This is a genomic window from Rhodococcus qingshengii JCM 15477 (assembly GCF_023221595.1).
GTDB classification, from domain to species: Bacteria; Actinomycetota; Actinomycetes; order Mycobacteriales; family Mycobacteriaceae; genus Rhodococcus_F; species Rhodococcus_F qingshengii.
In genome coordinates this window covers 5,792,054-5,811,097 of the sequence record NZ_CP096563.1, presented here as the reverse complement: position 1 = coordinate 5,811,097, position 19,044 = coordinate 5,792,054, and the positions used below count along the sequence as shown (strand labels likewise).

The window sequence follows — 19,044 nt, the reverse complement described above, 5'->3', positions numbered from 1 at the left end:
GCGCCTCCAGTGCGCTGAACGTGCCGTTCGCTCAGAGACGGGCGGCCGAACCCCCGGCAACGACGCCGAGAAAGTGGGGTGCTCGCCAACCTCGCGCCGCAAAGTCGCGGCTCACCGACGCGATGACCTCCGCTCCGCTTCCTTCCGGAACCAGCGCGATGGCCGAGCCTCCGAATCCGCCGCCGGTCATCCGCGCACCGATCGCGCCGCCGCGTCGTGCTGCGGCAACGGCGACGTCGAGTTCATCGCACGAGACCTCGAAGTCGTCGCGCAACGAGGCGTGCGAGTTGTCGAACAGCTCGCCGACGTCACTGAATCTGCTGCTGCGCAGAAGTTCTGCGGTCTTCCGCGTCCTCTCGATCTCGGTCACGACGTGCCGTGCCCGCGCCCGGAGGATCGGGTCTCGCACTGTCTCGGCCTGGTCTGCTGTAGCCTCTCGCAAGCTGCCGACGCCGAGAGCTGCTGCTGCAGCGACGCATTGAGAGCGCCGCATTCCGTACTGTCCGTCTGCGAGCGAGTGTTTGACCCGGGTGTCGATGACGATCAGTTCGTACCCTGCACCGTGGAGTTCGAAAGGTATGGGTTCGGTGGATCCGTCCAGACAGTCCAGCAGGAGCACAGTCGAGGGCTGAGCAAAGAGGGCAATGGTTTGATCCATTCCTCCGGTCGGTGCGCCGACGCCGTCGTTCTCCGCCTGGATGCACACCTGTACCAGCTCATCGCGGGGGAAGGGTGAATCATGAAGTTCATTGACGGCCAACGCAACCGAACAGGTGAGGGCGGCGGAACTCGACAGTCCGGCCCCGACCGGTACCGACGAGTCGACGGCAAGATCGATTCCTCCGATCGGGAGGCCTCTGCGCGCAAGAGACCACAGAACGGCTGTGGGGTAGGCGGCCCACCCTGTGGCGATGTCGTCGACGGGCCCGGTGTACGTCTCGGCGGATTGCCGACTGTGCACGCGGACGACCCCGTCGCTGCGCAGTGCGACGGCAACCAGTGTTCGCTGCTCGAGAGCGACCGGTAGGCACAATCCACCGTTGTAGTCCGTGTGTTCACCGATCAGGTTGACTCGACCGGGTGCCGCCCACACTCCGGTTGCCGGATAGCCGTAGGTGGCGTGAAACTGTTGGAGCACAGAATTGTTCGAGACGGTATCCACTATTTCAACTCCCGTAGACGGGCCGCGACTGCCTCGGGAATGGTGTCGTTCACCCAGGCGCCCATGGCGGACTCGGACCCGGCGAGGTATTTGAGTTTGCCCGGTGCGCGCAAGATCGAGAACAGCTGAAGATGCAGTCGGCCCAGAGGTCGGTTGATGCGGACGGGAGCTTGGTGCCAAGCCGCGATGTACGGTACCCGGTCGACGCCCGGATAGAAGCGATCGATACGGCGTAGGAGATCTTGGTAGACGACCGCAAGCTCGTCGCGCTCTTGGTCGTTCAGCGAGGGAAGGTCCGGGACGTCTCGGTGCGGTGCCAGGTGAATCTCGATGGGCCATCGTGCGGCGGTCGGGACGTAGGCGCTCCAGTGATCGCCGTCGTAGATCAACCGGGCCTTGTCCTCGCGCTCGAACGCCAGAACATCGGCGAGTAGTGAGCGACCGGTGCGCTCGAAGTGTCTGTGCGCCTGCGTCAGCATCGATCGGGTGCGTGGCGTGACATACGGGTATGCGTAGATCTGTCCGTGTGGATGGGTGAGTGTCACCCCGATTTCTTCGCCGCGGTTCTCGAAGCAGAACACTTGTTCCACAAGCGGATCCGCCGACAACTCTTCGGTCCGAGAAATCCAGGCACCCACAATCGTGCGAATGCGTTCGAGTGGAAGCTCGGCGACGGACGCCGTGTGATCGCTCGAGAAGCACATCACTTCGCAGTGACCGGCCGCTGGGCGATCGCCCGCACCGTCTCCGGGACTGTCAATGGCTTCCTCGGGCGCCGCGGCAAAGCTCGGAAACCGATTCTCGAACACCGCGACGTCGTAGTCTCCGTCGGGTATCTCTGTGGGCGTGCGTGTTTCGTCGGTCGGGCACAATGGACATTCGGCGGCGGAGGGGAGATGTGTCCGTGTCATGCGATGTGAAGCCATGGTGATCCACTCCCCGGTGAGAACGTCGAATCTCATCCGAGACGAGTGGTCGAGAGCCGGCAATTCGCGGGAATCTCGCGCAGAGTGGGCGCGGGCACTGCCGGCATCGTCGAAGTAGAAGATCTGACGCCCGTCGGCGAGGGTGCGACGGGTCGGATCCTGCTTGGGTGTCATGCGTCGACTTCCCATTCCAGAACACCCTTGCTGACAACGGGTTTCCACACTCCGATCGTTGATCCTGTTTCCAGCGCTACGGCATGGGCGGCCAGCATTACCGAGATGGACGCCCAGATCGGACCGCCGTTGTCAGTGGCGTCCGACGCATACTCGGTCACACAATGGTGGAGTGCGCCGCTGCGGGTGTCCACGAAGTAGTGGTACTCGTCCAGTCCGGCGAAGGGAACGAACGAGGGGATGAACATGGTTGCGGCAGTGCCTGCGTCGCGTTGATCGTGTCGATCCATCTCGTCCTCGGCGTAGAGGTCTGGATTCTCGTAGATCGTCTCATCCCACGTTTCGAGCAGAGTGAGACGAACTTCTGTTGCGACGTCGATGGGGTAGAAGAATTTGTCCGGGAGCACGCTGCCGAGAAAGAGGCCGGTCCGGTCGTCGTGGGTCAGGCTGCCGTTGTGGACCCGATACAGGTCGCGAAGTTCCTGGGGCCACGTGACGCCGGTCGAGGCTTCGAATTCCTCGATAACGGCGTCACCGAGTCCTGGTTGAAACGCTGCAGCCGTCACCGGTGCGTGTGTACGGCACCACGCTTCGATTCGGCTCCATTCGTTTGCAACGCTCATGGGCTTTACGATACGTCCGAGTCAGGACCCGTGAATCAGGTACTGCAGTGTGTCCACGAGCTTTCGGTCCGAAGCCTCGGACTTTCGGCCGGTGATTCCCGATCGGAGAATTGCGGAACCCTCGAGCAGGCTCACGATGGTCTGCGCTGTCGCGCCAAGTTCAGTCGCATCCAGCTCCGGTTGTGCACACGCGACTGCGCGCTCTACGTGTGCGATGTACTGGGCGTAGAAGTCTCGAAGCACGACCGCGACTTCTTGGTCCGCCGCTGCAATGGCCCATACTTCGACGTACAGACGCACCGTGGCCTGGTCGTCCTGTTCTCCGAGCAGGACTCCGATGAAGTGTTCGGATTCCTCGCGGGAGAGGCTCTGATCCGTATCGGGGACGACGGCAAGGCGATCCAGTGAGCGGGTCAATGCACGTGACATCACTGCGCGTATCAGATCTGCACGGGTGGGGTAGTAGTGCTGCAGATGTCCTACCCGCACTCCGGCCGCGGCTGCGAAATCGCGCATTGCCGAGTTGGCATTGCCCTGAGTAGTGAGGACCTGTTCTGCTGCGTCGAGAAGTGCTGCCGCACGGGCGGCGCCCTTGGAGAGGGTCATGGTCGCAATACTGCCACCCCGAAGCTCTCCAACTCGGAGACGGTGCGGCGCGGGTTCGGAAGCGATTCGGGGAAAGTGACTCCAGGCCGGGCATCGTCGGCCAAGGCTCGTCTGACGGCCAGCGCGCCGCCCACCGCGGTGAGGTGAGCCTGGCCCTGCCGGTCGACGATTGTCGCGCTTGTCGTGCCGCTCGGGCCGGTGACATCGATGCGTACTTGCGCGCTCCCGCCCTTGCCCGGCGAGTACAGGAGTCCGCGTCGTAGCGGTGTGAAGCGGTCACCGCGACCCCAACGGAACAGACCCACCTTCTTGGCGGCGAGCAGCGCAGTTGTGGATGCATTCGAACTGAAACCTATTCGAGTGCTGGCAGTTTCGGCGCCCAAGGTCATGGGGAACGTGAATTGTTCCGGAGTGTCGATTCTTCCGACCTTGGTGCGCGATCCGGGGAAGTCGACCCAGCGTGTATCCGTCAACGGGCTGACGGTGATCGGGTTTCCTTGCTGCATCACCTCGAAATCCTGCCCGAGCCGATCGATGAAGTCGACGGAGTCCAGCCCGGCAATGTCGTTGACGTCGTAGCGAATCGAGACGTCGATCGTGCTCGCGCCACCCAGTTCCTCGGCCAGCGCTGCGGCGACGATATTGGTGACTCCGCCCATCCATCCGGACGACAGGTACACCGGTGCGCTCGGCGACTTCTGACCCGCCAGAGTGGCGGCGCGAGCGACGCGGGTTGTCCAGCGGGTGATGTCCACGTACGGAATGCCGGCCTCGACGGCGGCGGACAGGACACGATCGTGGGGATCGTTGACCGTCGACACGACCGCGCGTACGGACGCGTCGAAGGGTGTCGGGTCGAGGAGGTCCCAGCGGCGGACGGAAGCGCCGTGACGGCCGGCCAGTTCGTCGCCTCGCTCGGGGGTGCGTCCGGTGAGGAGTAGTGGGAAGTCGGGGGCGAGCAACGCTGTCAGGGCGCTGCCCACGGTTCCGTATCCGCCGGCCACGAGGATCGGGCCGTCGGCTGAATACTGCAATGAATCGGTCATGCACCTAACTCTAGGTCAAATGACCTAAAGCGTCGAATGGGGTTCTTTCCGCTGCTCAGTCCCGGTGTCGCACGATGTTGACGACGTTGCCATCGGGTGCCCGGACGAGGAATCGGCGAACACCCCACTCTTCGGTCGTTATGGGGTGCACGATTTCGTAGCCGAGCCTGCGGGCCTCTTCGTAGGCGCCGTCGACGTCGTCCGTGTGGACTGAGATGACCGAGTCCTCGGCTGCAGTGGCGTCGTGCGTGACGAGCTGTACGTTCGCGCCGGTGTCGGGAGAGGTGTAGCGAGCGACCCACCCCATGTTGAACTCTTCGGTGCTCAGGCCGAGAAAGTCGGAGTAGAAGCTCTTGGCGGTTCCGACATCGGCGACTTTGAGATTGGCGGTGATGCGTCGAGCGCGCATGTGGTTCTCCTAACCTCGGTAACAGATGCGCTCGATGATCGTCCGAAAGCGGAGCCATGTCGACTGTGCCGTCCGAAGATGCGGGCCGCCTGGTTGATTCGATCTGTCACTGCGGATCGAACGAGCTCACAGTTCCCCACCGTGAGAAGGGAAGGACGATCAATTGAACCTTGCCGATGACATTGTCGATCGGCACCGTTCCACTGTGTTCGTCATCGAGATGGAAACGTGAATCCTTCGAATGGGCGCGGTTGTCGCCCATCACCCACAGGTTCCCGTCGGGAACCGTGACCGGCCCGAAATACCTTCCTTGACAAGAGGTATCGTTGCCCGGAATGCGCTTGTCGATGTACGGCTCGGTCAGCGGCTTGCCGTTCACCCGAAGCCCCTCTTCCTCGGACAGACACTGTACGGTTTGGCCACCGACCGCGACTACCCGCTTCACGAGGTCGTTTTCGTCCGGCGGGACCAAGCCGACGATGGACCCGAGTCCCTGAAACGCGCGAACAATCGAATTGTCGGATCGAATGGATTTGTACTCGTCGTTCCAGGACTCGGGTCCCTTGAACACGACCACATCCCCAGGTTGCGGATCCCCGAATCGATAGCTGATTCTGTCGACGAGGATCTTGTCTCCCGTGCAGCCGGTGCATCCGTGAAGTGTCGGTTCCATGGACTCCGACGGGATCAGAAAGATGCGTCCGACGAAGTTCTGAATGACAACACTCAGGACAAGTGCGACGACAACGAGGATCAGAATCTCACGCCACAGTGGACGTTTCCTCGGGTGATCGGCCACTGCCGATTCAGTGGAGTCGGTCGAGTCCTCGTGGGCGTCGGATTCCGTCACACTCCCGACAATAGATGGCGCAACCAGTCGTCGGCCCGATACGAATCTTCTCGGTTCGTGGGTCTGTCTGTCGGCTGACATGCTTCGGAATTGGATCACATCACGCGCGAAGATCCGGTCGAGATCGGCAATCCGCGCAGTCCTGACCCAAACATCGTGCCGACGAATACCTTTCGCAGAAGCAGGTTGAACAACTCTCCGAGATTCAAGCGTGCAGCACGCCGGCGCCTCTGTTGATCGATTGGCACAATCTTTTGCGAGAGATGGGCATTCTCCCACTGAAGCGTCGGTGCGAGACAGCGCCTCGTAAGGACGACTGTACTTCCGGGCAATTTCTCTCGAACTTGGATTGACCGCACGAAAACCTGATGTTTGGGGGACAATCATCTGGGGCGATCACCTGGGGCGACAAGTCGAGGAGATGCAAATGTCCGAGGCCAAATCCGAAAGCACTGAGTCTTTTTCTGAGACGACACCGCCGGCGGAGCCGTCGAAACAATCAGTGCTCAGGCGGTACTACCCGGCTGCGGTGCCCGTCGTCCTCGGCTTGATCATCTATTTCATGCCTGTTCCGGACGGTGTGGATCCCAAGGGCATGCACATGCTCGGAATCTTCGTCGGCACCATCGTGGCGTTGATCTTGCAGCCGCTGCCGACGGGTTCTGTGGCGCTGGTAGGCCTATCGATCGCCATGATCACCCAGACCGAGACGCCGACGGAAGCGTTGTCCGGCTTCAGTAACACCACGATCTGGCTGATTGTCGCATCGTTCTTCATTGCCGAGGGCTTTCTGGTCACTGGACTCGGCAAACGGGTTGCGCTCATGTTCGTGACCAAACTCGGCAAGTCGAGTCTCGGATTGTCCTACGGAATGGCGTTGACGGACTTGATACTTGCTCCGGCGACGCCGTCGAACACCGCCCGTGCGGGTGGCGTCGTCTATCCGATCATCGTCTCGCTGAGCAAGTTGGAGGACTCCAATCCCGAGCCCGAGGACTCTCGCAAGAAGCTCGGAGCATATCTGCTGCTCACGTCGCTGCAAGTCAACGTCGTGACCTCCGCGATGTTCATCACCGCCATGGCGGGTAACCCTGTGGCCGTCGATGCGGCTGCCAAGATCGGCATCGACATCTCGTGGGGCAAATGGGCGCTGGCAGCATCGGTTCCGGGAATTGCGAGTCTGATCGCGATCCCGTGGGTGATGTCGAAGATCTTCCCGCCCACGATGTTGAAGACTCCGAAAGCACCCGAGCAAGCCAGGGAGGAACTGCGCAAGGCAGGTCCGATCAGCCGCAACGAGAAGATCATGGCCGCCACCTTCGTTCTGCTGCTGGTGCTCTGGTGCCTGGGCTCGCAGCTCAACGTCAATGCCACTACAACAGCATTCGTCGGAATCGGCATCCTGTTGGTGACCAAGGTGCTGACGTGGAACAACCTGGTCCACGACACCGGGGCGTGGCAGACGCTCGTGTTCTTTGCCGTTCTGGTCGGTATGGCAAGCCATCTCGAAGAACTCGGCGTGATCTCGTGGATCGGAACCCAGGTCTCCTCGAGCGTCGACGGTTTGCCGTGGATCTGGGCTTTTGCGATCCTGACCTTGGTGTACTTCTACGCGCACTATCTGTTTGCGTCGAACACCGCGCAGATCGTCGCCATGTACGCGGTGTTTCTCGGCGCGGCGGTGGCAACCGGTGCGCCGCCGCTGTTCTCGGCCCTGGTATTCGGCTTCATCGGCAGCCTGTTCGGCGGTATCTCGCACTACGCGTCCGGTCCGGCCGGAGTGATCTACGGTTCCGGATACATCAAGACCTCGGAGTGGTTCCGAATCGGTTTCGTGATGAGCGTCGTGATCATCCTGATCTGGACGATCATCGGCGGCGCGTGGATGAAGCTGATCGGCGCCTGGTGACGATCAGTTGTCCTTGCGCCGCAATCCGAATCGCATCGATTCCTTGTTGACAGCGGCAATCGCGGTCAGCGGTATCTCCGCGGGACGCACCTGCGCACATTCACCGTAGGTCGAGCACGGCCCGAAATCGGCCTCCATCTGGTGCGACATCGCTCGGGCCCGCTTGCCACGTTCGTTGCGGCCCTGCGTGACGAGAGACAGGTGGGTCAGTTTGGACCCGGTGAAGAGGTGCGCGGCACCGTTCGGGCAGGCTGCCACGCAAGCGCCACAGCCGATGCACGCGGCGAAGTCCAGTGCAGCTTCGGCACTTTGATGCGAGAGCGGCTGACTGTCTGCGTCCGGCGCGGTTCCTGCATTGACCGAAACGTATCCACCGGCTTCGAGCACCCGGTCGAGCGCAGAGCGATCGACGACGAGGTCTCGGACCACGGGAAAGGCTGCGGAGCGGAACGGCTCCAGTTTGATTCGGTCACCGTCGGAGAAGCTGCGCAGGTGCTGACGGCACGTGGGAGTGTTCGCAACCGGCCCATGGGGAACGTCGTCGACGGTGATGCCACAGGACCCGCAGATCCCTTCTCGGCAGTCGGAATCGAAGGCGATGGGTTCGTTGCCGCTCTCCACGAGTTGGTCGTTGAGTCGGTCGAGGAGCTCCAGCAGCGACATCTCCACCGTCGCGTCGTCTATTTGGTAGGTGTCGAATGCGCCGGACGACTCAGGTCCGGATTGGCGCCACACGTCCACGGTGATTTTCATACGTAGTTCCTCGTCTGCAGTGGAACAGCGGTGAAGGACAACGGCTCGTCGTGTCGAACGTGTCTGCCGTCCTGGGCGGTTTCCCACGCGGAGACGAAGCACCAGTCCTGATCGTTTCGCTGCGCTTCGCCGTCGGGAGTCTGATGTTCGGCACGAAAGTGCGCTCCACAGGACTCGTCACGATCGAGAGCATCGACGCACATCAGTTCGGCGAGCTCGAGGAAATCGGCTACCCTGCCGGCCCTTTCCAACTCCTGGTTGAACTGGTTTCCGCTGCCGGCAACTCGCAGGTTCGACCAGAAATCGGTTCGCAGTGCGCGGATTTCGGCGATCGCCTTGGTCAAGCCCTCGGCCGTTCGGGTGACACCGCAACCCGCATAGAGGATCTCGCCCAGTTGTCGATGGAACCTGTCGGGGCCGTGTGTTCCGCCGACCGAGAGCAGCAGGTCCACCCGACCCCTCACGTCAGTGAGCGTCGACGTCACAGCGGGATCGGACAGTTCGAGTGGAGTGGATCCGAGTAGCGGTGCAAGATAATTCGGAATCGCGTACGGGAGGGTGAACCAGCCGTCGACGCATGCCGAGAGCAACGAATTGGCGCCGAGGCGGTTGGCCCCGTGGTATCCCCAGCCTGCCTCACCACCGACGAACAAGCCGGGGATGGAGGTCATCTGGTCGTAGTCGTTCCACAGTCCTCCCATGGTGAAGTGGGCTCCGGGGGCGATGCGCATCGGCACCGTATAGGGGTCTTCGCTGGTGGCGTCGCGATACATCGAGAACAGATTTCCGTAGCGCTCCTCGATGGTCTTGCGGCCGAGCCGTGCCAACGCATCGCGGAAATCCAGGTACACACTGTTTTTCAGAGGGCCGACGCCGTGACCGGAGTCGATTTGCTCGCGGGCGGCCCGTGAAGAGACGTCGCGGGGAGAGAGGTTCCCGAACGCCGGATATTTGCGCTCGAGGTAGTAGTCGCGTTCGTTTTCGGGAATGTCGCCGGGCTCACGATCGTCTCCGGGCTTGGCCGGTACCCAGATTCGGCCGTCGTTGCGCAGGGATTCGCTCATCAGAATGGTTTTCGACTGCCACTCGGAGTTGACGGGAAGTGCCGTCGGATGGAATTGGATGAACGAGGGTGAGGCAATCAGCGCGCCGCGTCGGTGCGCTCGCCACGCGGCCGTGGCGTTGGAATTCTTCGCAAGTGTGGACTTGTGGAATACGGTGCCGTAGCCGCCGGATGCCAGTACGACGGCATGGCCTGTGGTGGCGCCGATTTCACCGGTCACGAGATCGCGTGTGACTATCCCTTGTGCTCGCCCGTCCGAAACGATGAGATCGAGCATCTCGGTTCGGGTGTGTAGGTTGACCGTTCCGGCTGCGATCTGACGTTGCAGTGCCTGCGACGACGCTATCTGCAACTGCTGGCCTGTCTGCCCGCGCGTGTAGTACGTGCGCGACACCTGAACGCCGCCGAAGGATCGGGTGGCCAGAGTGCCGCCGTACTCGCGAGCAAACGGTGCCCCGATGGCATTCATGTGATCGATGACGCGTACGGATTCTTCGGCGAGACGGAAACAGTCGGCCTCACGGCCCCGGAAATCACCGCCCTTGACGGTGTCCTTCACGAAGCGGGCGAGACTGTCGTTGTCCACTTTTCGAGCGCGAGCAGCGTTGATGCCTCCTTGCGCGGCGACACTGTGTGCACGGCGGGGTGCATCGTGGAAGGTGAAGGACTCGACGTGGTAGCCCAGTTCACCGAGGGAGGCGGCGCAGGCCGCGCCGGCGAGGCCGGTACCGACGACGATGACCGTGAACTTGCGCCGGTTGAGTGGGCTGACGAGCTTGTAGTCGAGTTTGCGAGTGGGCCAGGCCGTCGCCGGATCGCCGGCCGGGACCTTACCGTCCACCGGTGTCCCGATGCTGCGCAGATCGTCGAGTTCGAAGCTGTTCACTTATGACGCTCCTGTCTTCGAGATGGCGCCGGTCATGACCGCGATGGGGATCGACATGTTTCCGACCATCACGACGAGCGCAAAGATTCCGGAGAGTGCAACGCCAATCTGGCGCAGTCGTTGGCCGGTCACGCCGAGATCGTTGACCGCGCTCCAGAGTCCGTGCGCGAGGTGCATTGCCAGCAGAGCCATCGCGACGATGTAGAACGCTGCCACCAGCGGACGCTCGAAGCTGGCAATCAGATTGTCGTATGCGTAACTCTGTGTGCGCGTGGCCGCTTCGTACTCGCTGCTGCCGATGGGTCGGGTTCCGGTCGTGAGGTCGAGTATGTGGAAAATGACGAACAGCAGCAGCACAGCTCCGGTGACGGGCATCGTGCGCGCTGTAAAGGACTTGATTCCCAGACCTTTACGTCGAAATTTTCCTCGAGCTCGGCGTCCGCGGACGGTGAGCAGCCAGGCACACCAGACGTGTGCGACCAATGACGCGAGCAAGACGATGCGAAGAATCCACAGAAGTCCCTCGTAGGGCAGGAAGGGTTCGAACACCGTTCGTAGCCAGTGTGCGTAGTCGTCGAAGTGATCGGCACCGGTGTAGACCTTCAGGTTTCCGATCATGTGGACGAGAACGAAAGCGGCGAAGATCAGTCCTGTCACGGCCATCAGAATCTTGCACGTGATGTTGGACGGCCGCGGTCGAGCTTGGAGTGAATCGCCGGTAGCTCGCGATACACGGGTCGGAGCACTCACAGACAAACCTCCCACGCCAGACTTGCCGGACAGGTGCCGTCAGCCTAAGCCCGATCGAGGTTTTCGGCCAACGGATGGGTGCCCGACTTGTCTGTTAATGCAGGTGAATGGGAGTGTAGGGGTGCTCATTACCCGAAAGTAAGGAACTCGTGAACGATGTTTGACTCGACGTGGCGACGGTGGTCATGGCGCGCCGGAACGGCATCGGCCCTGGCAGTGGCCTTGTTTGCGGTGGGGTCGCCGGCTGGTGCGCAGGAGACCGTCGACCTGGCCGACGTGTTCAATCCGTTGGTCGTGAAGGCACTCCAAGGCGCTGACATTTCCACCGAATTGACTCCACTCGGGCTCTCGTCCGATGATCCGTGGTTCGACGAACCCGAAATCGAGCCGGGTACCGCCCCCGGCACACTTCTCAAAGCGCGTCCGGTCAGCGTGCAGGTCTACCAGGTCCGCCCCGACGTGGTCTCGGCTCACCAACTCATGTACACCACCACTGATCACTTCGGTCGGCAGGTGATCAGCACCGGAATTCTGATGATTCCCGAGGACGGAACTGCGCCAGGTGATCGCAAGATCATCGGATACGCCGAGGCGAACGACAGCCTCGGCGCGAACTGCGCACCAAGTCACCAGTGGACCGGCGGCAATCAGAGCGACCCGGCGATGTTCTCGGCGCTCGGCCCGGTGGCTCAGATGTTCGGCCACGGCTGGGCAGTGATGATGAGCGACGTCGGCAACGACGGCGACACTGCTCCCCATCCGTTCTCGATCGGACAGTTCTCAGGGAAGGCAACGCTCGACGGCGTTCGGGCAGCACTCGCGCTTCCGGAAGGTGGCCTCGAATCAGACACCCCTGTCGGCATCTACGGTGTCGCCGGAGGCGGTGTCGCAGCGGGCTTTGCCGCGGAACAGGCCCATGAATATGCGCCGGAACTGAACGTCCAGGCCAGTGCCATTCAGGCGATGATGATCGACCCGGCAACGTTCGAGGAAACAGCGGCCGGTGGGATCGGTTCCGGATTCGTCTTCTCGAGCATTCTCGGATTCGACGCGGGCTACCCCGACGTTCGGCTCGACGACCATCTGACTCCGATCGGTCACAACGTCGCCGCAGCCTTCCGCGCGTCCTGCCAGGCGCTCTACCTCGGACTCCCATTCGTTCCGTTCGACGTCCTACTCACCAACCCTTCGCCCCGAACGATCCCTGCGCTGGCCGCGGCGTACGCGGACAACACGTTGGGAAAGCAGGCGCCGGCTTCCAAGCTTCTGATTTCTTCCTGTGAGGACGACTTTCTCGTTCCCTTCAGTGAGGCAGAGCAATTGGCGCAGACATATCGAGCAGACGGCGGCAACGTGGACCTGCTCCCGTCGCAGTGCGGGCCGCTCGATTACGTGACCAACCTGTACAAGACGGTGACCGATCAGCTGGGTATGCAGGACATCGCCTGGCTGGCAAAGACGTTCGACGAAGCCGAGGGACGATGAGCTTGCGGAAGTCTCTGACGCGCAGGGATTTTGCGCGCACGGTTCTCGTTGCTTCGGCAGGTATCGGCGGTGCCGTCGTACTGGGAGGCAGGGCGTCCGCGGGTACTGGTGAGCTCGACAGGTACCTCGACCTGGAAGCAGTGAACGCAAACGCCGAAGCCACGGGCGGCCTGCATCCTTCTCTGCCATCGGATTCCGCGACGCTGCGGTCTTTGGTGGATACCGCCCGAGCCTCGGGAGTGGATCCGCATCGCTATCAGACACTGCTCAAGCAGTACTGGCTCGCGGTCGGGACGGAGTCGGCAGGTATCGATCTCGCTTCGTGGACTCCGTTCGACGGTGTGCACGCGAATCTCGGAAACCTCACCAACACTTTCCAGTTCTACGAGCGACTCCAGCTCGAGCATCGAGAGCTGCAGTGGGCAGGTATGGGAGGAATGGTCGGGCCCGCTTTCGCCGGTGGACTCCTCGACTTGGACTACGGGCGGGTTGTGCTGGAAGTCCAAGCGATCAGCGAGGCGATGGCACTGGTCTGGCGAGAGATCGACCGCATCGGGTCGCCGGTTGCATCGTCGATGGGAGCACCCGAGGACATTGCGGCACTTCTCGAGGTCGGCCACGAGATTCGCCCCGAGGACGTGATGTGGTTCCAGGGGAAAGTGATTGCGATGAGCAAACACATCTTCTCGGACCTGATTCCCATGCACATGGCGTGGGTTCACGACGGTGTCGACGGCATCGCCGAACTCGATCGCGCAGGGTTGCTCGACGAGAACGCCCGTATCGCGTGGAACAACATTGCTTCGGGGACACCGGAATCGGTCTTCGACGGCAATGTGCGTCTGCTGCGAAGGGAGCAGTACCAGTCGGTGGGTGATCAGTGGGACGAGGCGAAGGCCTACCGCGGCAGCGTTGGTCGCTCGTTGACTTACCTGACCACCTTCGCCGCATCACCGTCGATGCCTGGCGTCGTGCCGCCACGCGAGTCGAACCCGCTCTCGTTCGCGGTGGGCAATGCCGTTGTGCAAACGCCGCTTCCGGACTTCAACTGGGCGGACCGGGATGGTCGTTGGACCTACATCAACGATCAGTTGCTCCCGGTCTACAACAACCTGATGAAGAATCAACCGGAACTGTGGCGAGCGACGCTGGCCGCGCCCGTCTCCGTTCGGATAACCGAGCAGCGAATGATCGCTCGCTTGCCGGACATGTTGCGGTCCATGTTGTCGACTCTGGCGATTACGGTCAACTGAACTCGGCGGTGGCGGGGCCTCAGGGTCCCGCCACCGCCCGTGAACTTGTCGGTCAGGCCTGGCTCAGCTCCGCTTGCATGCGCGCGGAGTCCTTGCCTACAGTGCGGGTAGCCAGGTAGATGAATACCGCGGTGAGTGCCAACATGATCGGCACGAGATACATGGCCGAGTTCAACCCGTCGCCGGCGTACTGAGCCAACTTCCCGGTACCGGCATCTGCAAGTGCACGCTTGGCGAACCAGTCCGAGATCGCTCCAACGGCAACCGGTCCGGAGAATCCGCCGAGAAGGTACATGGCAGCGAAGAACAGCGCCGTCGCAGTGCCGCGGAGCCTGGGAACCACGACGTCGTGAATGGCAGGGTAGACGCTGATGTAGAAGCCGTAAGCCAGAAGCCACCCGGCCGAGAACAAGAGCGTGAACATCACGACGTTTCCGCCGTGTTGCAACAGTGCCAGCGCCGTCAAAGGTGCCGCCAATGCCGAGGTTCCGACACCGATCATCAACCGTGCGCGCGGTGAGCGTGCGCTGGCCTTGTCAGCGTAGCGAGCGCCGAGAAGCAATCCGATCAGGCCCGTGATTCCGACGATGATGCCCGTGACCGATGCCGCCGCAGTCAGCTTCAGGTGGTACTGGCGCATGAGCAGTGGGACGACAAACGAATTCACTGCGTAGGCGGCGAAGTTGAACGTCAGCCCGGCAAGGATGAGCCAACGAAGCGTGGGAATTGCGAGCAGACGACGGATCGGGCGGGTGATCGGTGCCTGTGAAACAGCGGCTGCGCGGGCCTCCGGACTTTCGGAACCACCACGAACCGGATCTGCCATGCGGTAGAGCACGACTGCCAGCAGGACACCGGGAATCGCCGCGAGGAAGAACGGTGCACGCCAGCTGTCGAATGCCTCGGCGATCTTGCCGACGGTGAAGTAGGCGAGCATGAGGCCAATTGGCAAACCGAGCATGAAGACACCAAGTGCGCGTGAGCGTCGTTCCGCCGGGTAGATATCGCCGATCATCGAGTTTGCTGCGGGTGTGAAGGTCGCTTCGCCCACACCGACGCCGAGACGCGCGAGGATGAACAGCACGTAGCTGCCGGCGGCACCGGTTGCTGCCGTCAGTCCGCTCCACACCAGGAGTCCGATCCCGATGATCTTGGGACGGTTCTTCGTGTCGGCCAACCGGCCCAGAGGCAGTCCTGCGACTGCGTAGACGAGGGTGAATGCAGAGGTGATCAATCCCAATTGCAAGTCGCTGAGCGAAAACTCGTTCTTGATCGGCTCGGCAACGACCGAGGGGATCGCCCGGTCGAAGAAGTTGAGCATGTTCGCGAGAAACAGGGCGACGAGTGTGCCGCCGAGTAGTTTGTCACGTGTTCCGACAGGGGCGCCGTCGACGGACGGCAGCGGCGGAGCGTCTCGTTGAATTGACATGATTGTTCCACCCTTTTCGCGAGTGCTGAATGAATTGTGCTGGGGGAGAAGCTCAGGACAGAGCGTCGGCGACCGTTTTGCCGATCGCCTGCATCCCGGCCGCAGTGGGATGCAGTGGAACCGCCGGCTGGGTAGGGACGATTCCCGTGTAGTAAGCAGTGGCAGGGTCCGTGCAGATGTCATGCCCGGCAGTGGTTTCGGTGATGTCGATGTACTCGACGCCGTGACGGGCCGCAGTTGCTGCCATGACCGTGTTGCCGTAGTCGATCACACTCTGGAGATAGTCGGCGTCGCGCGGCCAGAACGGCTGAGTGCCGGGGCAGCCGCCACTACGGATTTATGTTCCGTATCCGACCACGACGATGCGCGCCGACGGTGCTCGATCCTGCGCGACTTCGATCATGGAACTCCAACCTGTGGACGCATTTTCGATCATCTGTCGCTGTTGATCGACGCCACCGGAGGTGAACTTGTCACGGCAGGACGTTCCGGTGGGTTCGGGGAGTGGATTGACGCAGCTCAGAACTGTCGGGAACAACGAGATGTCGTTGGCACCGATGGTGATGGTGACGAGGTCGGTATCAGGCCCCAATGCTGTTGCCTGCGGTGATACTTGACCGGAGAACGTCGATTGTGCGGTGTCCGTGACGTTGGCGGATCGCGCCGACGAGCAGGTCATATCCGTGAGTTGAGCGCCGAGTTCTCGCGCCACCACGGACGGGTAGTTGTCGAGTGATCGTAGACAGCCCGGTGACGACGAGTCCTGCGCGGTGACCAGTGGGCCGGCCGCCGCGGAATCGCCGAGTGCGACGTACTGGATAGTGCTGACCGGTGTCTCGGCACTCGACACACCGGTCCCGAGAGCCGCGATCGAACCGGCAGCCACGACGCCTGCCAGAATGGCTGCGCTGCGCGTTTTCCACGTCACTCGAGGCTCCTCTTGGTCGAAGGTGGGACTTCCAGTTACGCCGCTGATTGTGAATTCCTGAGTGGCGTGGGTTACATAGTGATAGGAAAAAGGCAGGTCGGGCTTGTGGTGGCAATTCAATTCTGTGGAGGGTTTTGTGTCAGGAAACAAAGATCTGCCGTTCGAGCCGATCCTGGTTGGTGGCAGATCTCTGGCCGACCGACTGGCGCAACGCACCCATCCACTGGTCATTGAGACAGTCGATCTGGTCCACCGCGACGTCACCTTCTACCGGTTGCTCCCTGACGAGGCATTACGTAACGACGTCACCACCATCGTGAGGCGCAATCTTGAACTGTTCATTTCGATGCTGCGGACCGGCGCCGATCTGGCGCCCGAGTTGCTCGCCGACATCAGCGAATCGGCTCGCCAACGGGCTCAGGAATTGGTTCCGCTCGGTGAGGTGCTGCGGGCATATCACCTGGCTGCCGGGCTGTGGTGGGAGACCATCAGCGAATGGGCGGTCCCGGAAGACGGTGTCGCACTTGCCCGCACCGGACGACTCTTGAATGCATACACCGCGGCCTCCGCGTCGGCGGTTCTTGCCGGCTACGGTTCCGACCACGCCACCCAGACGGACGAGGATTCTGCGCGAAGGTCAATGTTCGTAGCACTTTCGACGGGTGTCGATGTTGATCGGGTCTCCGACGATGTGGGCATCCGGTTGGCGCGCCTGTACTGGGTGGTGGCGCTGCACGTCGAACGGAATGACGACGAGTCCTCGACCGAGGTGGACACTGCCGTCGCCGAGCGGAGAAAGGTGCGCCACCTGCAACGAGAGCTCGATCAGGTGGGGCGTGACAAAGCGCTCGGGGTGCTCGGGAGCAGTGGCGGAGCCGTACTGATTCCTATTGTGGAATCGGAACCCGCTGAGGGGAACTGGGCGTCGAGTCCGCAGTATCTTTCATTGTGTCGACGATTGGGTGATCTCGAGAAGGTCATCGGTGCATCGACGGTTGCCGCCGTACATGTCGCGGCACCGCCGGCAATTCCGGCAGCGGTGTCGCAGGCGCGCGAGGTGCTGAACGTTGCCCGAAAGTACGGCCGTACAAGTGGGGTCGTGCGTCTCGAGGATCTTGCAGTCGAGTATCAACTGACCCGCCCGAGCGCTGCGCTGCCGATCCTCGCAGATGTGTTGTCGCCGTTGGAGTCCGATCCTGCCGTGCTCGAGACGCTCGAATCTTTCATCGACTCCGGATTCGATCGAGCTACCACCGCTCGGCAGTTGCACGTACACCCGAACACGGTCGTGTACCGCCTGCGTAAAGCGAGTTCCCTGACGGGACTTGACCTGTCGTCACCGAAAGATCTTGTACAGGTCACCATGGCGCTGGGAGCGCGTCGCGCGCTCGGAATGGAGGCGGACTCTTCCCAAACGTGATGGGTCTGTGGTTCTCTGTGAACGTGCCTGATTCTCGGATTGGCAATCCGGCCGGGAGACATGGCCAGACTGGGTCAGCTGATGGTGCAACGAGGCGCGTGGCGTGATCAGACGTTGATCGACTCCGCCTACCTCGACGAGTTGTCCGCGCCCTCTCCGTCCAATGGGGGGTACGGCTTCTTGACCTGGGTGAACGCGGGCGAGGACTTCTACTCCGTGAATGCGCCGGTGAGCAAGTATGTTTCGCATCCGGTGTGGCAGAACGCGCCTCGGGATCTCTATCTCCAGGAGTTCTTGCGGCTTGTCGTCGCTTCGATCGTGGACGTTCCACCGCCGCCGTACGTCGGGCCTCCCGTGCATGGGTCGGGTGGTCCGCTCATCGACGATCCGTCACAGCTCGTCGGCTTCGCGAACCCCGAATTGATCTTCGACACGATGGTCGGGACGGGGCGAGCAGGAACACCCGGATGCAACATCGTGATCTGCAACAACGAATTGTTGCCGTTCAGTGTCGCCGACCTGCTCGGGGATGCTGCAGCTCAGATCGGTAACGCGGCAGGCGCGTCGATTCGAGATGCTGGTAGATGACGGTTTCGAACCCGAATTGTTGCCCAATATTTATGTTTAATCTGTGTGACGGTCAGTGAACAGTAAATTTGAGTCAAATGATGCAATCGCGACGAAATGTTCGTTACCGTGGGCTGGACAATCGACAATCTGGGGGTTCGGCTACATGGCAAATGTTCGTAGGTCTCTGACGAAGGGATTGATTGCTGCTTCGGTAATCGCCGCAGCCGGAGTGGGATTGACGCCGGCGACAGCGAGTGCCGACATCACTCCGACGACGGTCGTCAACGGCATCCTGTCGACGGTGGGCGGCTGCCAAACACCGGTGCGGTCTCTCATTCTCGCGTGCACGAGTGCTGAGACGCTGACACGCCAGTCGCCCGTGCTGCTCGACCTCAACCCCGTGGGCACGAACATCGTCGTCTTGGGTGCCGGCCTCTTCGACGACGGCACGATGCGTCCGATGTTGGTCGACCGGCTTCAGGCGGCGCTCCAGCTGGCCCGTCAGTACCCGCAGTCTCCGATCATCACAAGCGGTGGGGCTCCGAAGGCCGGAGTAACGGAAGCCAGGGCGATGCGCGAATGGCTCGTTGCCAACGGCGTCAACCCGGGCCGGATCACCGAAGAGGGAACTTCGTGGTCGACGGTCGAGAATGCGATCAACTCTGCGCGGATTCTCGCCGATCGAGGCGCGACCGGCGTGGTTGTGGTCTCGAGCGCCAATCACGTGGAGCGCGCGATGGTGGACTTCCGCGTTGCAGTTCTCGGCCGGATCCCGGTCGCAGGCGTAATCGCTGCGACCTGA

At 61.8% G+C, this 19,044-nt stretch carries 17 protein-coding genes and 1 pseudogene; 6 read left to right on the top strand and 12 right to left on the bottom strand.

From position 1 onward, the window contains the following. Window positions 1-31: 31 nt before the first annotated feature. The 7 genes from galK to lepB all read right to left on the bottom strand — a co-directional run bounded on the left by galK (window position 32) and on the right by lepB (window position 5,796). Window positions 32-1,162, bottom strand: coding sequence for a galactokinase (gene galK, locus M0639_RS26870; protein ID WP_064075003.1), 1,131 nt, complete (start codon window positions 1,160-1,162; stop codon window positions 32-34). After that, window positions 1,162-2,262 carry a galactose-1-phosphate uridylyltransferase gene (gene galT / locus M0639_RS26865; protein WP_064075002.1) on the bottom strand — a complete coding sequence of 367 codons (1,101 nt, stop codon included), beginning with the start codon at window positions 2,260-2,262 and terminating at the stop codon, window positions 1,162-1,164. The genes galK and galT overlap by 1 nt, the downstream gene beginning before the upstream one ends. Continuing rightward, window positions 2,259-2,885 carry an SMI1/KNR4 family protein gene (locus M0639_RS26860; protein ID WP_042446400.1) on the bottom strand — a complete coding sequence of 209 codons (627 nt, stop codon included), beginning with the start codon at window positions 2,883-2,885 and terminating at the stop codon, window positions 2,259-2,261. Before M0639_RS26860 ends, galT begins: the two co-directional genes overlap by 4 nt. 21 nt (window positions 2,886-2,906) lie before the next feature. After that, window positions 2,907-3,491: a TetR family transcriptional regulator gene (locus tag M0639_RS26855; protein WP_007730752.1), complete on the bottom strand. Its 585-nt coding sequence runs from the start codon at window positions 3,489-3,491 to the stop codon at window positions 2,907-2,909. Further along, complete coding sequence (locus M0639_RS26850; protein ID WP_042921555.1) at window positions 3,488-4,537, bottom strand: saccharopine dehydrogenase family protein; 1,050 nt, start codon at window positions 4,535-4,537, stop codon at window positions 3,488-3,490. The genes M0639_RS26855 and M0639_RS26850 overlap by 4 nt, the downstream gene beginning before the upstream one ends. A gap of 55 nt (window positions 4,538-4,592) precedes the next feature. Next, entirely contained in the window at window positions 4,593-4,946 is a 354-nt protein-coding gene (locus M0639_RS26845) for a glyoxalase superfamily protein (protein ID WP_003942961.1), read from the bottom strand. A 106-nt stretch (window positions 4,947-5,052) separates the two neighbouring features. Next, the gene (lepB, locus tag M0639_RS26840; protein WP_042446389.1) at window positions 5,053-5,796 is read right to left on the bottom strand and encodes a signal peptidase I; all 744 of its coding nucleotides are present in this window, start codon (window positions 5,794-5,796) and stop codon (window positions 5,053-5,055) included. A 427-nt stretch (window positions 5,797-6,223) separates the two neighbouring features. Here lepB and M0639_RS26835 point away from each other — a divergent pair, with 427 nt between their 5' ends. Then, window positions 6,224-7,705 (top strand): anion permease, encoded by a 1,482-nt coding sequence (locus M0639_RS26835; RefSeq protein WP_042446385.1) that lies wholly within the window; start codon window positions 6,224-6,226, stop codon window positions 7,703-7,705. A 3-nt stretch (window positions 7,706-7,708) separates the two neighbouring features. On the opposite strand, the gene M0639_RS26830 is transcribed toward M0639_RS26835, so the two are convergent. Genes M0639_RS26830 through M0639_RS26820 form a run of 3 tightly spaced genes read right to left on the bottom strand, consistent with a single transcriptional unit; the run spans window position 7,709 to window position 11,157 of the window. Then, window positions 7,709-8,458 carry a succinate dehydrogenase/fumarate reductase iron-sulfur subunit gene (locus M0639_RS26830; protein ID WP_064075001.1) on the bottom strand — a complete coding sequence of 250 codons (750 nt, stop codon included), beginning with the start codon at window positions 8,456-8,458 and terminating at the stop codon, window positions 7,709-7,711. Next, the gene (locus tag M0639_RS26825; protein WP_064075000.1) at window positions 8,455-10,407 is read right to left on the bottom strand and encodes a fumarate reductase/succinate dehydrogenase flavoprotein subunit; all 1,953 of its coding nucleotides are present in this window, start codon (window positions 10,405-10,407) and stop codon (window positions 8,455-8,457) included. Before M0639_RS26825 ends, M0639_RS26830 begins: the two co-directional genes overlap by 4 nt. After that, window positions 10,408-11,157, bottom strand: a complete 750-nt coding sequence (locus M0639_RS26820) for a succinate dehydrogenase cytochrome b subunit (RefSeq protein ID WP_047269404.1) — start codon at window positions 11,155-11,157, stop codon at window positions 10,408-10,410. It abuts the gene before it with no gap. A gap of 156 nt (window positions 11,158-11,313) precedes the next feature. Between M0639_RS26820 and M0639_RS26815 the strand changes: the two genes are divergently transcribed. Next, window positions 11,314-12,642, top strand: a complete 1,329-nt coding sequence (locus M0639_RS26815; protein WP_030536062.1) for a lipase family protein — start codon at window positions 11,314-11,316, stop codon at window positions 12,640-12,642. Continuing rightward, window positions 12,639-13,895, top strand: a complete 1,257-nt coding sequence (locus M0639_RS26810) for a hypothetical protein (RefSeq protein WP_052959792.1) — start codon at window positions 12,639-12,641, stop codon at window positions 13,893-13,895. Before M0639_RS26815 ends, M0639_RS26810 begins: the two co-directional genes overlap by 4 nt. A 52-nt stretch (window positions 13,896-13,947) precedes the next feature. On the opposite strand, the gene M0639_RS26805 is transcribed toward M0639_RS26810, so the two are convergent. Next, on the bottom strand, window positions 13,948-15,324 hold the full coding sequence (locus M0639_RS26805; protein ID WP_003942962.1) for a spinster family MFS transporter: 1,377 nt from the start codon (window positions 15,322-15,324) through the stop codon (window positions 13,948-13,950). A 52-nt stretch (window positions 15,325-15,376) separates the two neighbouring features. Then, window positions 15,377-16,174: pseudogene (locus M0639_RS26800) on the bottom strand (SGNH/GDSL hydrolase family protein). A gap of 214 nt (window positions 16,175-16,388) precedes the next feature. Between M0639_RS26800 and M0639_RS26795 the strand changes: the two are divergent. Genes M0639_RS26795 through M0639_RS26785 form a run of 3 tightly spaced genes read left to right on the top strand, consistent with a single transcriptional unit; the run spans window position 16,389 to window position 19,044 of the window. Then, window positions 16,389-17,672, top strand: coding sequence for a PucR family transcriptional regulator (locus M0639_RS26795; RefSeq protein WP_064074999.1), 1,284 nt, complete (start codon window positions 16,389-16,391; stop codon window positions 17,670-17,672). Window positions 17,673-17,732: 60 nt separating this feature from the next. Further along, a complete protein-coding gene (locus M0639_RS26790; protein WP_054781016.1) occupies window positions 17,733-18,260 on the top strand; it encodes a hypothetical protein in 528 nt (175 codons plus the stop codon). A 55-nt stretch (window positions 18,261-18,315) separates the two neighbouring features. Then, on the top strand, window positions 18,316-19,044 hold the full coding sequence (locus tag M0639_RS26785; RefSeq protein ID WP_054781017.1) for a YdcF family protein: 729 nt from the start codon (window positions 18,316-18,318) through the stop codon (window positions 19,042-19,044).